The sequence below is a fragment of the Roseburia intestinalis L1-82 genome, from assembly GCF_900537995.1.
Classification (GTDB): Bacteria; Bacillota; Clostridia; order Lachnospirales; family Lachnospiraceae; genus Roseburia; species Roseburia intestinalis.
This window is the reverse complement of the sequence record NZ_LR027880.1, coordinates 48,548-64,785: the sequence shown is the minus strand read 5'-3', so window position 1 is coordinate 64,785 and position 16,238 is coordinate 48,548. Positions and strand designations below refer to the sequence as shown.

Here is a 16,238-nt window from a genome sequence, read left to right as displayed (position 1 = left end):
TTTATGTCAACGATTTGACCACCGACACAATTCCTGCGATTACAAGCAGTATCAGTGCAATATAAACCAGTCCTGAAACAAATAACCCGATCAAAAACAACGGGAAGATAATGATCGTAAGTAAAACTTTTAAGATCCCCCAGGATGCCTTGAAAGCAAACAGGATCAATTTTCCAAATACGGCAAACATTAAAATAATAAACAGTGCTGTTAACATAGTCTTTTCTCCTTATCATGCAGATTTTTCATACAGTGATTAATTCTATGTTAACAGTTGTCTGTCTAATGTCAAGTACCTGCTTTAACCTCTGCGAAACCATGCTTTCATCACATCAAAAATCTGAACCAGTTCCTCTTCCTCTATAATGTAAGGAACCATGGAATACATGTACTTTAAGAACGGACGGCAAAAGACTCCTCTCTCATATGCAAACTGCTGGAATCCTTCAAGGGCTGCTCCATCGTGCACTTCCACACAGGTACAGCCGCCCATAATACGCACTTCTCTGATCCTCGGATCCGTAAATCCGTCCATCTCACGGTGTGAAATTTCTTCAATGCGTTTGATTTTTCCCATATAATTTTCACGTTCAAAAATCTCAATCCCTTTGAGTGCCACGGCACAGGCAAGTGCATTTCCCATAAAGGTCGGTCCGTGCATCAGTGCATGACGGTCATTATCGCTGTAAAATGCATCAAATACCTTGTGGTTTGCCACTGTCACCGCATGACCGATATAACCTCCGGTCAGTGCCTTTCCGAGCACTAAGATATCCGGCAGTACCAGATCAGCCACAAAACGGTTGCCGGTTCTTCCAAATCCCGTTGCAACCTCATCAAAGATCAAAAGTACATCATACGCATCACACAATTCGCGTGCGCGTTTCAGGAAAGAAATATCATACATCCGCATTCCGCCTGCGCCCTGCAGCAGCGGTTCCACGATAAAACAGTTCAATTCGTCATGATATTTCTCAAATGCCTCCTCCAGTGCCGCGATTTCGGTCGGTATATGAACCACACCCGTTTTTTCTTCAAATGCGAAATGATAATCCTCATCATCCCCCACTTCCATCGCCTTAAACGTATCCCCGTGGTAAGCATGCTCTAATGCAAGCACAAGCGGACGTTTTCTGCCCTGATTTGTATTGTACTGTAATGCCATCTTTAAGGAGACTTCCACCGCAACACTTCCGGAATCCGAGAAAAAGCAGTAATCCAAATCTCCCGGCAAATACTCCTGCAACTTATCCGAAAGCTTCTGCACCGGCTCATGTGTCAGTCCGCCAAGCATGACATGGCAGAAATGATCTGCCTGTTCTTTGATGGCAGCCGTCAGTTCCGGGTGTTTATAGCCATGGATCATACACCACCAGGACGATACCGAATCGATCAGTTTCTGATCTTTCGTATAAAGATAAACACCCTCGGCATCTAAAATTTTATAAGGTTCCCGCATTGTTTTCATCTGTTCGTAAGGATACCAGATCATATTTTTACTCCTCTTTTATTCTGTTCTCAACTACTTAACAGTCTGCTGCCAGATAGCTGCAAAATTTCATACATATCAACTTTACTCATATAATCCCGCAAGTGCTTCCACATCCATCTTAAGCTCCGTGTCCCCGTCCTGTACCTTCGCAAGTGTCAGCAGTCCGGTCATATATTCGCACATAAAGATGTTATCGTCCTCCATCACATCCCCCGGATGATAATGGTTGAATATGATTCCCTTTAACGGCAAATGATGTGCCTTCATATACTCTGCCGTCAGCACAACACTATTGATCGTGCCAAGCCCGGCATCTGCGATCAGGATACTGGAAAGTCCAAGCTCCGACACCACATCTTCAAGCTGGATCTTTGCCTCATCAAAACAGATCGGGCACAAAATACCGCCGCTGCCCTCCACAGTCACATAATCATATTTATCACATACGGCCTTGTATCCATCTTTTACCACAGCCATCTCCACCGGATGTCCCTCGATCCGTGAGGCAAGGTGCGGCGAATATGCATGTTCATATACATAAGGGCACATCTCCTCAAGCGTCTGTGTAATACCCGACATTTTCTGCACAAACAGGGCATCTCCCGGGATCAGTGATCCGTCTGCCCTGTGGTCATTTCCACTCATTGCAGCTTTATAATAGGCAGCTGACTTTCCCTCTTCTGCCAGCTTTTTTACGATCAGCCCGGTCACATAAGTTTTTCCGATATCCGTCCCGGTACCCGTGATAAATAAAGCTTTGCTCATATCCATCCTCTTTTCTGTATTCTTTCCTTCCACATAACAAGGACATTTCTTTTCCATATGACGATTCTTACTATGCCTCTGACTTTTCTTCTTTCCAGTACTCCGGTGTCACATCACGGCCTAAATCTTCTAACATCCGTCTGTCGCTGCGGATCGTTGCGCATGCCACCGTTGTCAGCATGTTTCCGGTAATGGATGCGGATGCCCCTGCCTGGAATGCAATTTCCCCATCGTTTGTCAAAAGTGCCCTTCCCGCAGCAAGACGGATATTGGCATCCGGGTTGATATAGCGGAAAAATGCGATCGTGCGCAAAATATCAGCCTCAGACAGTCTTGGCAGACCTTCTAACGGTGTTCCCGGTATCGGCATCAGCGCATTGATCGGAATCGAGTCGATGCCAAGTTCTGCAAGACTGACCGCCATATCCAGTCTGTCCTCCCACGTTTCTCCCATGCCGATGATTCCGCCGGAGCAGGCGCACATTCCCTCTGCCTTTACTTTTTTCAATGTTTCGATCTTCATGTCATAGGTATGTGTTGTGCAGATATTTGGAAAATTACGTCTGGATGTCTCTATGTTGTGATGATAGCTGGTAACCCCCGCCTCGTGCAGTCTGTACAGCTGTTCTGCAGAAAGAAATCCCATGGAGGCACACAGATCGATCTTACACTCTTTTTTCATCGTCTCATATGCATGGATCGCCTTGTCAAATTCCTCTCCCGTCAGTGCTCTTCCCGCTGTAACGATAGAAAAACGATCAACGCCTTCCCGCTCATTCATTTTGCATGCTGCCAGAATATCTTCCTCCGGAAGGAAATCATACTCCTCACAGTTTGTATGATGGTGTGCCGACTGCGCACAGTATTTACAGTCCTCCGGGCATCTTCCGCTGCGCCCGTTGATAATTGAACACAGATCTACTTTATCCCCAATCCGTGCTTCCCTGATCTTATCTGCTCCCTCACAGAGCTCCCCAAGATCACAGGTCAGGAAAAATGAAAGGTCATCTTCCCTTGTGATTCTTCTTCCGTTAATAATTTCTTCCGCTAATGTAAGTGCATTCATTTCTTTTTCTCCCGCTTATCTTTCGGATACTGCGCATAATCCCAACGCAGATCCATGTATTTGTATCTCATGAACCATATCTGCTGCAACATCTTTAAGATCTTGCCCGCACTGTCTCATAAGCAAGCACCGGTCTGACACGCTTTGCCACCACTGCCCCAAGAATACTTAAGGCAATGTCCCCCGGCACCGCTAAAACAAAGCAGTACAAAAACAGTGGTCCTGCCGCAATCGGCGTATTAATCACAAAATTACAGATGATATAGTAATAAATCATACCGACTGCATAGACACAAAACAGTCCTGCCAGATTTGCCAGAAGGTACCGTGCAATGGTCTTTTTTTCCATATGTTCCGCAATCCATCCAGTCACAAATGTACCCACTGCAAATCCGATGATATATCCAAAACTGGGTTTAAACACATACCACAGTCCGCCGCCCTCCGAAAAAATTGGAAGACCAGCCAGCCCAAGCAGCATGTACGAAAGTACAGACACCGTTCCCAGTCTTGAACCAAGCAGCAGACCTGCCAGCATCGTAAACAGGTACTGCAGGGTAAATGGCACGACCGGTATCGGAATTTTGATAAATGCCCCGACTGCAATCAGTGCAGTAAATAATCCACAGTAAATTACGCCCTTCGTTTTCATTTTTGTTAACCTCCGCTCATCTTATAGTTAACAATATTACTCAAAAAAGAGTGTAATGTCAACTTTTTATTTTCATCAAGTTAACATTGCACACTTTTCAACAATCAAATCACTCTGTTGTTTCCAACATTAGAATGCACATTCTTCCGTTATAAATGAAAATCATCTATATCTCCATCAGCCTTCACCTGTCATATCCGGCATCTGCTGCACACTTTCGGATCACTTTCGGAATATTCGCCTGATTATAGGAAAGCACCTCTATCTTCACTCCCATTGCGTATTCCTCTTCCCCTTCAAGCTTCTGCTCGCCACCCTTTATCACAACTTTTGGCCGTTTCACATCAAAACTGTATTCCATTCCTGTCAGAACACCGGATTTATTAATGGTATATGCGATCCGCTCATTCTGATAGCCTGTTTTCTGATACTGTTGGTAATAGACGGACATCTTATCCATCTGCTCCGTATCGTCTTCCACCTCCATACCAGCCGGTTCTATAAGATCAAGCGCCTGATCTCTTTTTTCTTTCAACTGCTGCCCTGATAATGAAAAAATGATCTGCGTCGCCCCGTCATCTAAATCTACACATTCCGCAGAAACAACGTCCTCCTCACGGTAGCCAGGATTCGTAAGTGCCTGATAATTTGGAATGTCCGTCGTCGTACTGTAGCCATTCCATTGGCTCCAGACTCCTGCCTGGTAAGAATTGACCGTAACCCCATCACAAAATTCCTTTAAAAACGTCATGGCACCATCGGCATCCGTATTCTTATACTCCGCTGCCCAGGTTTCATCTAACAGGTCAGCCCAGATCTCCTGCGTCTGCTGCACAATGTCCTGGCTCCCGGAATAACTGTTCGTTACCAGATAATGCACATTATTCACTCTGCGCAGTCCCCGCATGCCGTCTAAGACTTTTCCTGTCTCCTCGCTTGCGACTCCGCCTGCAAACATGCTCTCCAAAAATAATACCCCGGAAAAAATAGTGACTGCAACTGCCCGAACTGATTTTTTATCCATAGGGCTCCTCCGATCTCTCATCACGATCCCATTCGTGGTTTTTCCTGCACCATTTCATGGTATCATCATTTTCCATCAAATACAATCGTTTATCAGTCCAAGGCGCTCAAACGCATGCAAAATTCCATCCTCATCAATATGATCCGTCACCATGTCTGCCAGCCGCTTTACCTCATCCCGCGCATTTCCCATCGCTACGCTGATCCCGGCGTACTCCATCATCTGAAGGTCGTTCGGTCCGTCACCGATCGCAATACAGTTTTCCCGTGAAATGCCGACATGGTTCAGATACCGCTCCATGCCTGTTGCCTTGTTAATGCCATTGATCCCGATCTCGCCCGCAAAATCACCCATTCCGTCCAGACTAATCGCCACTGCATCAAAATATGGTTCCATGTCCGCATGAACCTTTGCGACCGGAAACGGTGCGCCGTAATAAATGATCTTCTCATTTTTTTCGTTTTTCCATGGCTCCTCGGTCAGGTGCATCCGTCCGATCAGGCGGTCTAAGCGCTCTTTACTCATTCCGGCATCCCGGTAAACCTTTAACATGCCGTCGCAGCTTCTCTGGTTCAACACCACACCGTCATCCGCCTGGTAACAGAATAAAAATCCATTGCTCTCTAAATAATCAAAACTGCTTTTTCTGTGTTCCTCATCAATATATGCATGATAAAACTCTTTTCCCTCGTCCTCCACAAAGGCTCCGGCTCCGCCGACGATCCCGGAAAATCCAAGTTCTAACAGTGCGTCATAGATCTGAAAACGGCTGCGTCCGCTGCATACCACCATCCGGTGGCCGTTTGCCTGCGCCGTCCGGACTGCGTACTGTGCAGACTCCGGGATCTCGCCTTTTTCGTTGACCATTGTTCCGTCTACATCAAGAAATACTACCTTTTTATCCATTCTACCACTCTGCCAGTCTATAGATTATTACGGTTTGCACTTTAAATTTCCTTTTCGCTGGCTGATCCTTTCTAATCATATCCGATTTCCGATTATTTTATATTATCATGCATTTTACAGGCTTTCAATCATTACACGAAAAGGCACCCGAAAAACCGCTCCTACAATCCGATTTCCGGGTGCACTTTCCTTTTTACCACTGTTCCCTTTTTACTGCCGGATATCCACCAGCCCCTGCGCTAAATCCTGCTCCGTAAATGTATAACTGCTGCCGGAAGTACCGGTATTCAGATAAAGATACGGCAGTGCATCTTCATCCACAACAAACCCCACATGCAATATCTTTGTCTCCCCGGCTTTGATGCTGCCAAAATAATTATTTCCCCTCTCTCCGCCGGTCACATCGTAATATGCCATCTCTTCACCATACTCTAAACTGCTGCTGTCCGCCTGGACTGTATCCCATGCATCCCCCTCTTTTGGCTGTTCCCCGCCGCAGATCTCGTAAACTTCGTTTTCTTCCCTTATCTTCATGACCGAACTAAAGAATAAAACATCCGTCAATTCTGTTTCCCCGGCATTGGTATACTCTAATGTAACGTATACCAGTTTCCGTGGTACCTCCCTGCTGCTTATGACCTCATCGAGCGTATTGATGCCGTCTCCGGCTTTGATGTAAGAAATCGTATCCGGAAGAAGTTTTCCATTTTCATCCACGTCCAGCATATCACGATCCATAAAAACCGGATCAAGGATTGCGACATCATCCGTCACTTTCACATCTGTCACTTTGATCCGCAGATTCTGTGATTCTCCATCAGCTTCTCCCGTCACAGCAAATTCCTCGCCGATCTTATGCAGATTTTTCATCTCCTCCGCAGTGACTGTCGTCTTTAACGCCTCATCCTCACCGCTATTCTCCGCCATAGCATCCTCATAATCGCTCCAGTTATATGGACTTATCACCGTGCCATCCGCAAGTTCCTCCGACGGTGCTAAAATAATGCCCTCTGCAACCTTGCAGGCCTCCTCTTTTGTCACATCATGACCGACATACATCTGCATGACATAATGATATTCCGGATAAGTTACATAGATCATCTGGTCAAATGCAGAGTCATCACCCACAATATTCTGCATTTTTTCATAGACACCATCGTGGTTTCCAACCTGTATATTTTCACTTTCCGTCACATAATGATCCTGCATCCAAAATGCCTCATCACCGGTATCCATCTGATAAAATACAATCGAGATACCTCCCTGCCCCGGTGTCTGTTCATAGCTGTATTTTCCTTCTTCCGTCTCTGTCATTCCATCCGGCAGATAAGATAATTTCATTGCAAGCTGCGGTGCCGGATCTATTTTTTCTGTATTTTCTGTCGCATCCGTTTTTTCAATTTTAGTCGTCATACCGTAATTACCCTGCGGACTGCTGCTCATGCGATATAATTTTGTACCCGCAAAAATCGTCGTTCCAAGTACAAACGTTGCCGCCAGTGACGCCACTACCGCTTTTTTCAGGGAAAAATAACCTCTCTGCGGTGTCACTTTTACCTGTTTTTCCACTTCTTTTTCTATCATGTCCCGCATGCTCTGTGGCATTTTCGGAAATTCCTGTTCCATATTTTCAATATTCATACTCAACTCTCCATTCCGTAACTGTTTTCCTGTTCCAATTCGTTTTTCAGTTTCGCCCTCGCACGCGACAGACGGTTCTTTACGGCGCTCTCTGTCACACCTAAGATCCCCGCTATCTCCCGCACACTGTACCCCTCCATGTAATACAGTGTGACAGAAAGCCTCGCATCCTCTGACAGACGGCTGATCGCCTCATATAATTCCGAATAATCTTTTGTCTCTGCCGCACGCTCCTCCATCTGATAATCCTCAAGCGACACCACTTTCTTCTCTTTCCTCATCACGGTATAACATTCATTGATGAGAATCCTTGTCAGCCATGTCTTCGCATAGACATCCGATTTTAATGTATGCAGTTTGGAAAATGCTTTCACGATCGTCTCCTGGATCGCATCTGCGCAGTCCGCATCACGGTACAGAAGCGTTTTTGCCACATGATACATCATATCCTCGGATGCGATGATCAGCTCTCCCAATTCTTCTTTTTTCATAACTTTCCTTTCCGCCGGCTTAAATATCCTGTATATTCTGTTGTTTCTTCTGAGCTCATAGAAGGCATGTCATTGCATATCCCATGTCGTTTTTTACCTCTGAGTATACAATGTTTTCATGCTCTTTGCATGATTCCGTGGCAACATTCTGACCACTGAACCTTTACATAGATTAGACGCATGAAAAAGATAAAAGGTCGCAGTCTTTAAAAAAATATTTTCTTGACAAATCCGACGCACCGCGTCTATAATGGCGTTAATTGAAGCAGAACAACAGCTTTGACGGGAAGAAGTAAAAATAAGCGGAACGGACAGAAAGCAACCGGTCGATGAGAGGTGCACGGAAAACTTATTTCGAATACATCCCCGAGCTTCACACCAAATTCGTATTTCTAAGGATGCGATAGTAGGCTGTGACGTAGCGGCGCACGTTACAAGCGCCTGAGTGTTGTCGGACACTCGATGAGGCAGACAATGTGAATTGCCTGCGAACAAAGGTGGTAACACGAGTTTTTTCCTCGTCCTTTTTAGGGACGGGGATTTTTTAATGCAATTTTATTTTCAGGAGGATTTATAATTATGACATTATACGATGAATTAGTTGCCAGAGGCCTGATCGCCCAGGTAACTGACGAAGCAGAGATCAAAGATCTGATCAACAACGGAAAAGCTACTTTTTACATTGGTTTTGACCCGACCGCAGACAGCCTTCATGTAGGACACTTCATGGCATTATGCTTAATGAAACGTCTCCAGATGGCAGGCAACAAACCAATCGCCTTAATCGGCGGCGGAACTGCCATGATCGGGGATCCATCCGGCCGTACCGACATGCGCCAGATGATGACACCGGAGACGATCCAGCACAACTGTGACTGCTTCAAGAAACAGATGAGCCGTTTCATCGATTTTTCCGATGGAAAAGCACTTATGGTAAACAACGCAGACTGGCTGATGGACTTAAATTACATTGACGTACTGCGTGAAGTCGGCGCTCATTTCTCCGTTAACCGTATGCTGACCGCAGAATGCTACAAACAGCGTATGGAAAAAGGGTTAAGTTTCTTAGAGTTTAACTACATGATCATGCAGAGCTACGACTTCTACACCTTATACCAGAAATACGGCTGTAACATGGAGTTCGGCGGTGATGACCAGTGGAGCAACATGTTAGGCGGTACCGAGCTGATCCGTAGAAAACTCGGAAAAGACGCTTACGCGATGACCATCAACCTTCTTTTAAATTCCGAAGGCAAAAAAATGGGTAAAACACAGTCCGGTGCTGTATGGCTTGATCCGAACAAGACTTCCCCATTCGACTTCTTCCAGTACTGGAGAAACGTCTCTGATGCGGACGTATTAAAATGCATCCGTATGCTGACTTTCCTTCCATTAGAGGAGATCGACGCAATGGAAAGCTGGGAAGGCGCACAGTTAAACCAGGCAAAAGAGATTCTTGCCTTCGAGCTGACCAAACTGGTTCACGGCGAGGAAGAAGCAAACAAAGCAAAAGAAGCATCCCACGCTTTATTCGCGGGCGGTGGCGACTCTGCCCACATGCCGACCTTAGAGCTGACTGCTGCTGACTTTGCAGACGGCGATTTAGATATCCTTGCTCTCTTAGTAAAAGCTGAGCTTGCTCCATCCCGCTCCGACGCAAGACGTGCCGTACAGCAGGGCGGTGTATCCGTTGCTGACGAAAAAGTAACTGATATCCAGACCACTTACGGAGCTGACGCTTTCGGTGCTGACGGACTTGTCGTAAAACGTGGTAAAAAGAAATTTGTAAAGATTGTTTTAAAATAATTTTTTACTCATCCCGGAGTGCGATCAGCCACCTCTTTGCCAAAAGAAGCCAGCTCCCGCACTCCTGCTGGATTCCTGTACCATCCCGCATTGCTGTGAGCCTGCTGCAGGTACTGAGTCCATGTTTCCCGACCGGATACATATGAAATTCCACCGGTATCTCATATTTTTTCATTGCCTCGATCAAAAGCAGGGAATTTTGCACCGGGACTGACTGATCTGTGTAAGTATGCCAGATAAATGCCGGCGGTGTATACTCTGTCACCTGTTTTTCAAGAGAAAGCAATTCTAACATTTCTTCTGTCTCATTGCCGCCGAGAAGCTGTTTAAAAGATCCCCGGTGTGCATATTCTCCGGAAGTAATAACCGGGTAATTTAAAAGCATTGCTGCAGGTTTTAATATATCGTTTGTTACACCCGCCATCTCTGCCAGCCACTTTGTATGCCAGAACATCGCAAGGCATGCTGCAAGGTGTCCGCCTGCAGAAGATCCCTGCACCACGATCTTATCTGTGTCCACATACCACTCCTTCGCATGTTCATGAATCAGCTTCATGGACGCCGTTGCCTCTAACAGGGCCGTCGGATAAACTGCCGGTGCCACCGAATAGCGCAGCACTGCCACATGATAGCCAATACTCAGAAAATGCATGGCGAGCGGCTCTGCTTCCCGGTCAGACGTGTGCTCGTAACCGCCTCCCGGACAGATGAGCATCATCGGACGTTTCTCAATCGCAATCGAATCAGAATCATCGAGTATATAGGTACAAAGTCTTGCATCCGCAAGAGATCCTTTTTCGTGTAAATAAAAAACTTCAGTCAGCATTTTTTTCTCCATCTGTATCCACTACATTTCCAACTTGCACATATCTTTATCAACAACCAGATATTTGCTCATCGTTCATTTGATATGTATAAAACAAAAACCTCGAAAATAAATATTTTCGAGGTTTTGAAAGGCACGGACCGGATTCGAACCGGTGATGACGGTGTTGCAGACCGGAGCCTTACCGCTTGGCTACCGCGCCATATTCATCTGCCTGTCGCAGAAGTTCTGTAACGATTTTAACAAAACAGTTCCTCTGCGTCAAGACAGATTTTAAATTTTTTCATCTTCCTACTTAAAACTTATGCTTTTTTTCACACAATATTCCTGTGTTCTGTCATAAGACGTGATTGTTTCTGTACTGACAATATAAAACATATCTCCAACATAGATTCCCCGGTACGCAGAAGTGTCTGCACCTTTTGATGCATCCTGCTTTCCAGCCTGATCGGTCAGATTCTGCGACAGCAATGTTTCAAATTTTTCTCCATTCCATGAAAGTAAAAGATATGCGGCACTCTCCTCATCCCCATAGGACTGCAGTGCAAATCCAAGCAGATTTTCCTCCGCATCCGCAAGCACACATTTATAATTATAGAGTGCCTCACTGTAATTATAATCTTTTAATACGAGACTGTTCATCTCTTTTAAACTGGAAGAATCTGAAATGTCAAACATTGTAATCTTGATACCTGTATGTTCCCCTGTTTTTTCATCCGTCTCATATCCGATCCCGACCAGTTTATCTTCTCCCCAGAAATGCAGATACTCTGAAAATCCACTGATCTTTAATTCACCGAGTACCTTGGGATTTTTGTCATCCGACAAATCCACTGCAAAGAGCGGATCTGTATTGCGATAAGTAACAAAATAAGCCATATTCCCCAGATAACGCGCCGCATAGATTTCTTCTCCCTGCGCAAGACCTTCAATTTTTCCGGTAAGATTCAGATTTTCATCAAACAGATACAGATTATTTTCTGCTTCTCCACTCACCGCATTCTGACCGGACGTTAACACTCTTAATTTTCCCTCGCATTCATTGACCGCAAATGTATCTGTAACTCTTCCATTCGCAGAAACTGCTCCAACGGCATTCATTTTTCCATCAGCAAGCCCAAATTTTGCAATCTGTGTTACCGCATCATTCCAGGAACCTTTTATCTGATACACATAAAACGCACTTTCACTCACATAGATATCCACATACTGACTTAAAATCATGGTATTATCCAGAACCTGATCCGGATTTTTCACATTTACTGAGGATATCAGCAGACTGTTGCTTCCTCCACCGCCATTGTCCACGTAAATATCTTCTGCATCTACCGCCTTATCATTGACTAACGGAATCCATCCACTTACATTTTCTTCCGTAACGGCTTCTTCTTTTGTCTGTTGTGGCATACTGATTCTTTTATTGGTAAAAAGATAAATGATATTTCCGATCTTTCTTGATGTCTGATACCTTCCATCCTGCGTCACACACCCGGTTTTTACAGGCTTTTCCGGATCACTGATATCATAGGTAAGAACTTGTGTCTGTGTTCCCTCACTAAAATAATAAAAGCAGTCTTCCGTATAATTTTCTGTATCATCTGCCTGCATTTCCAGTCCGGAATCTTCACTTTCCACGATCACGCTTAAAATATCACCATCCACATACATCTCAAGCACACGGTCGGATGAAGTTTCAGAAATCTGTATTTTTCCGATCTGTTTTAATGCTTTTTTCCGGATATCCGTAATCAATATTTCATTGTGGCTTACCGTGTAAATATAAGAACCATCTGTTTTGACAAAATCGCTCTCATCCACGCCTTCTTTCTGCAGATTTGTCCCGGAATACCGCTGTTTTGCCGTATCTGATGATATATCTGCCGCTGTCTGTCCCTCCTGTGCTCCTGCGCCCTTTATCATCTGTGTACCACCGATTTCTTCCACTCCGTCTACAGCCGCATCCACGGTATCTGATGTGTCATCCATAATATATGTCGCTGCATCACCAGAGTTAGAACTATCTCCCTCCGCAACCGCTATTCCATCTGCTTCCTTTTCCTGACCACTGCCAGAGCAAATTGCATCATAGACCTCTCCATAATTTTTTGCGACTGTATACAAAGATCCTGCATCTTTTTTTTGTGCATTTTTCTCTACGCCTGCAGTCGCTCCATCTTTTAATTCGCTGCTGCCTTCTGATCCTTCATCTGACTTTTGCCCGGATGCCGCTTTTTCTATACCCACCGGCGCCGTCATAAGCCCTGTGCCGCCCCCGGTAACCGCATGGATTCCTCCTGCTGCGCCAATGACAAGCACAAGTGCCGCCGCTGCTACAGCCCCGTAATAAGTGATCCCGCTTCTCCGTTTTACCTTGTTTTTCTGGTTCTCCTTTAATTTTCTTTTGATCTGCTCCGGTTCAATACTCTCTGGAATTTTTTCCTGTGCGGCAGATTTTTCTATTTTATCTAAAATTTCTTTTTCTGACATAGGCACCTCCATTCTGTAATGAAAAATCCCTTTTTCACTACCTCATTAACTACTGATAGCAATTTATTGTAACCACTCACCCATTTTTTTTAATGCCCGGCTTTCCTTCGAGCGCACGGTATTTTCATTCATATGTAATATTGCAGCGATCTCACGGCTTGTATAGCCTGCGAACTGGTGCATACTGATGATCAGCCGCTCCTCATCTGCCAGTTCAAAAAACAGCTTCCTCACCTGGATACATTCTGTCATCTCCGATCCGGTATCAAGCGCGAGTTCCTCTATATCTTCCATCCCGGTCTCATTTTTACCCGCGTATTCACGCAGTTTATCCTTGCATTTATTGGATAAAATCCGAAATATCCAGCTCTTAAATGCCTCTTCACTGCGCAGTTTCCGGATCGATGCAAACGCATCCGTAACAGCATCGCTTACCGCATCTTCCGCATCGCTCGTATTTCGGAGTGTGTACAATGCAAATCGATACATATCCTTATATATTCCGGCATATAATTCGGCAAATGCATCCACATCTCCGCGTTTTGCCCGCCGCACAAGCTTCATATCATTTTTCATAAAATCCTCATTTCTGAGCAACTTGTTGTGAAGATACGATGAGAATCTCAAATTTTCATCTGCAATCAAAGCTATTTGTTTTTGCTCAGAAACAAATAGCCGTGCGAAAAATAAGCTATCAAGCTTATTTTTCGCACTACTTTCTCCATGGGATCCTGGTTTCATGACAGTTATTTGGGATATCCATTTTTTCTGTCATATATATAGTCCGTAAAAGTGCCTATTCTGTTGCAGAAAAACCCCGAAAATTTGGCTTAACAGTGATAAGGAAGTAATTCTAATTTTTACTGTTGGCTGACAGATTCGGGTGTGCAGGGCAACCGTAAGGTTGCAAAAGCTGTCTGTTTCCAACAGAAACAGACAGCTTTTGATTTTCGTTGAAAGCATCTCGCTGTTTTCTCTCGAGCGGGGCGGTCTTCCCACGGACCGCCCCGCGAAGCCGTTACGGCTCGATGATGTTGAAGGGGTTGGCTCCGGTGATCGGGAACTGGTTCATATTCTCCATCATCAGCGTCAGCAGCTCTGCGCTGCCCTCGACCTTGACGACCTGTGTAACCGTTTCCTGATTGTTAGTCAGGATCGCAAACAGCGCATTCTTCGGGCAGGTAATAGACACGTCCGCATCATCAGACAATGTATCCGCATAGACCAGCAGCACACCATTCTTCACGCGGAGCATGTGCTGTTCGCCCACGTCAGGCAGGATCACGTTCATGGTGAAGTCGCGGTCAGCCAGCGCCTGCTTGTCCATGACAATGGCCATATAGTCAAACAGCATGGGCGCGGAGAGGGCCTTGACCATGTCGCCGGTAGATTTGGTGGAAGCGGTGAAATTGGCGTTTCCATGGCGCAGCTCCTGCGCGGCGGTCAGATATTCGTTGCGCCACGGACCGGACTCCGCCTGATACCCCAGCTGCTCCAGTGCATCGGCGCACAGAAGCCGTGCATCGGTGTTCGTCGGGTCGGCAAAGACGATGGTATTTGTGACCTCGGCGACCCACTGATATTCACCCTTGTCAAAATCCGCCTTTGCCATTTGCAGGACATTGTCAACATCCCCCAGGTACTCCACCCATTTTTTTGCGCTGTCGCTTGGCATGAGGGGGTTCAGGTTGACAGGGTTGCTGTCATACCAGCCCATGAACTTCTGGTAGACCGCCTGGGCGTTGTGGGCGACCGTCCCGTAGTACTGGCGGGTGTACCAGATTTTATTGAGTGCCTCCGGCAGCTCGATCATGTTGGAGATCTCATCGCTGGTGTAGCCCTGATTGATATAGGTCAGAGTCTGGTCGTTGATGAACTTATACACGGCAGCCGTGTTGACCATGTAGTCGTTCACCACGTTGTTTCCCCAGTGCGGCCAGTTGTGGGACTGGAAGGTGACCTCCGCGTCCTTGCCGTAAAGGGAAATGGCCTCGGTGATATAGCTTGCCCATGCCGCGCCGTCGCGCACCTCCGCGCCGCGCAGCGTGTAGAGATTGTGGAGCGTGCCGGTGCAGTTTTCCGCCATCCACAGCGCCTTGTACTGGGGCAGCCACGTGTTCATTTCGGCGGGTGCTTCCGTACCCGGCGTGAGCTGGAACTCCAGCTCCACACCGTCGATCGTCAGCTTTTCGCCAGACTGCGTGATTTCATAGCTGGGCGTCATGAACGAGACCGTTCCGGTGGACTGTCCCATGCCGATGCCCTGCGCCAGCTTGCCGGTCACGCCGGGGGTCAGAAGGATGCCATACTGATAATTGCTGCGGCGGCCCATACCCTTACCGGCGTAGACATTTTCCTTCACGGAGTGCTCCGTGAAGCCCACAGGCGTGATCACGGGGATCTTGCCGCTGGCGAGCTGATCTTCAATAGAAAGTGTCTCGTCTGCCTTATCCTCTTTCGCCATCACGCCGGCGATGCCGCCAAAATGGTCGACGTGGGAATGAGAGATGATGACGGCCTTGACCGGGAATTTACCAAGATTCTTTTCGATCAGCTGCATGGCAGCCTGACTGCACTCCACGCTCATCAGCGTATCAAAGACGATCCAGCCGGTATCGCCCTTGACAACGGTGAGGTTTGCCATGTCATAGCCGCGGACCTGATAGATGCCATCCGTCACTTCAAAAAGGCCATAAGCGTGGTTATTTTTCGTGTTCTCCCAGAGACTTGGATTTACGCTGTCAGGCGCTTTTTCGTAATCGTCCAGGAACGCATAGGCTTCCTGACTCCAGAGGATCTTCCCATCCTCGTCCTTTAGTTCCAGTGTTTCCGGCGCGTCGATCAGTCCACGGGTGGCGAATTCATATTCCTGCTTATCATCGAAGTCAAGTTCATCGTAGATGGCGGCATTTGCCTTTGCCGTAAAGTCTGTGGCGGGCTTGACATCGGCAGTCAGACCCAGGTCTGCCTTTTCCGCGCCCGGCTCTTTGCGCCCATCCTGCGCACAGCCGACGCAGGACAGCAATAGTACCAATGTAAGAAGCATTGCTGCAATACGTTTCATAGCCATTCTTTTCCATCT

Annotated in this window: 14 protein-coding genes, 1 tRNA gene and 1 other annotated feature; of the genes, 1 reads left to right on the top strand and 14 read right to left on the bottom strand. The window is 46.4% G+C overall.

What is annotated here, in order from left to right; all coding sequences use genetic code 11:
• Window position 1: 1 nt before the first annotated feature.
• The 9 genes from RIL182_RS00315 to RIL182_RS00275 all read right to left on the bottom strand — a co-directional run bounded on the left by RIL182_RS00315 (window position 2) and on the right by RIL182_RS00275 (window position 8,037).
• The gene (locus tag RIL182_RS00315) at window positions 2-217 is read right to left on the bottom strand and encodes a hypothetical protein (protein ID WP_006857138.1); all 216 of its coding nucleotides are present in this window, start codon (window positions 215-217) and stop codon (window positions 2-4) included.
• Window positions 218-301: 84 nt separating this feature from the next.
• Window positions 302-1,492, bottom strand: a complete 1,191-nt coding sequence (gene bioA / locus RIL182_RS00310) for an adenosylmethionine--8-amino-7-oxononanoate transaminase (RefSeq protein ID WP_006857139.1) — start codon at window positions 1,490-1,492, stop codon at window positions 302-304.
• An 81-nt stretch (window positions 1,493-1,573) separates the two neighbouring features.
• Window positions 1,574-2,314 (bottom strand): dethiobiotin synthase, encoded by a 741-nt coding sequence (gene bioD / locus RIL182_RS00305; protein WP_006857140.1) that lies wholly within the window; start codon window positions 2,312-2,314, stop codon window positions 1,574-1,576.
• A 13-nt stretch (window positions 2,315-2,327) separates the two neighbouring features.
• Window positions 2,328-3,323, bottom strand: coding sequence for a biotin synthase BioB (bioB, locus tag RIL182_RS00300; protein ID WP_055195646.1), 996 nt, complete (start codon window positions 3,321-3,323; stop codon window positions 2,328-2,330).
• A 94-nt stretch (window positions 3,324-3,417) separates the two neighbouring features.
• Window positions 3,418-3,975 carry a biotin transporter BioY gene (locus RIL182_RS00295; protein ID WP_055195643.1) on the bottom strand — a complete coding sequence of 186 codons (558 nt, stop codon included), beginning with the start codon at window positions 3,973-3,975 and terminating at the stop codon, window positions 3,418-3,420.
• 184 nt (window positions 3,976-4,159) lie between these two features.
• Entirely contained in the window at window positions 4,160-4,999 is an 840-nt protein-coding gene (locus tag RIL182_RS00290; protein WP_006857142.1) for a hypothetical protein, read from the bottom strand.
• Between the two features lie 75 nt (window positions 5,000-5,074).
• Window positions 5,075-5,905: an HAD family hydrolase gene (locus RIL182_RS00285; RefSeq protein WP_006857143.1), complete on the bottom strand. Its 831-nt coding sequence runs from the start codon at window positions 5,903-5,905 to the stop codon at window positions 5,075-5,077.
• 210 nt (window positions 5,906-6,115) lie between these two features.
• Window positions 6,116-7,546 carry a DUF4367 domain-containing protein gene (locus RIL182_RS00280; RefSeq protein WP_006857144.1) on the bottom strand — a complete coding sequence of 477 codons (1,431 nt, stop codon included), beginning with the start codon at window positions 7,544-7,546 and terminating at the stop codon, window positions 6,116-6,118.
• Between the two features lie 2 nt (window positions 7,547-7,548).
• On the bottom strand, window positions 7,549-8,037 hold the full coding sequence (locus tag RIL182_RS00275) for an RNA polymerase sigma factor (RefSeq protein WP_006857145.1): 489 nt from the start codon (window positions 8,035-8,037) through the stop codon (window positions 7,549-7,551).
• A 270-nt stretch (window positions 8,038-8,307) separates the two neighbouring features.
• Window positions 8,308-8,566, top strand: a binding site (T-box leader).
• Window positions 8,567-8,616: 50 nt separating this feature from the next.
• Between RIL182_RS00275 and tyrS the strand changes: the two genes are divergently transcribed.
• Entirely contained in the window at window positions 8,617-9,843 is a 1,227-nt protein-coding gene (gene tyrS / locus RIL182_RS00270) for a tyrosine--tRNA ligase (protein ID WP_006857146.1), read from the top strand.
• Window positions 9,844-9,847: 4 nt separating this feature from the next.
• Here tyrS and RIL182_RS00265 read toward each other — a convergent pair whose 3' ends face one another.
• The 5 genes from RIL182_RS00265 to RIL182_RS00245 all read right to left on the bottom strand — a co-directional run bounded on the left by RIL182_RS00265 (window position 9,848) and on the right by RIL182_RS00245 (window position 16,226).
• Window positions 9,848-10,681: an alpha/beta hydrolase gene (locus RIL182_RS00265; RefSeq protein ID WP_006857147.1), complete on the bottom strand. Its 834-nt coding sequence runs from the start codon at window positions 10,679-10,681 to the stop codon at window positions 9,848-9,850.
• Between the two features lie 119 nt (window positions 10,682-10,800).
• A tRNA-Cys gene (locus RIL182_RS00260) sits at window positions 10,801-10,871 on the bottom strand.
• A gap of 89 nt (window positions 10,872-10,960) precedes the next feature.
• Window positions 10,961-13,156 carry a beta-propeller domain-containing protein gene (locus tag RIL182_RS00255; RefSeq protein ID WP_242655563.1) on the bottom strand — a complete coding sequence of 732 codons (2,196 nt, stop codon included), beginning with the start codon at window positions 13,154-13,156 and terminating at the stop codon, window positions 10,961-10,963.
• Window positions 13,157-13,219: 63 nt separating this feature from the next.
• Window positions 13,220-13,732: an RNA polymerase sigma factor gene (locus RIL182_RS00250; RefSeq protein ID WP_022111773.1), complete on the bottom strand. Its 513-nt coding sequence runs from the start codon at window positions 13,730-13,732 to the stop codon at window positions 13,220-13,222.
• A gap of 442 nt (window positions 13,733-14,174) precedes the next feature.
• Window positions 14,175-16,226 carry an alkyl/aryl-sulfatase gene (locus tag RIL182_RS00245; protein ID WP_134522968.1) on the bottom strand — a complete coding sequence of 684 codons (2,052 nt, stop codon included), beginning with the start codon at window positions 16,224-16,226 and terminating at the stop codon, window positions 14,175-14,177.
• Window positions 16,227-16,238 lie beyond the last annotated feature (12 nt).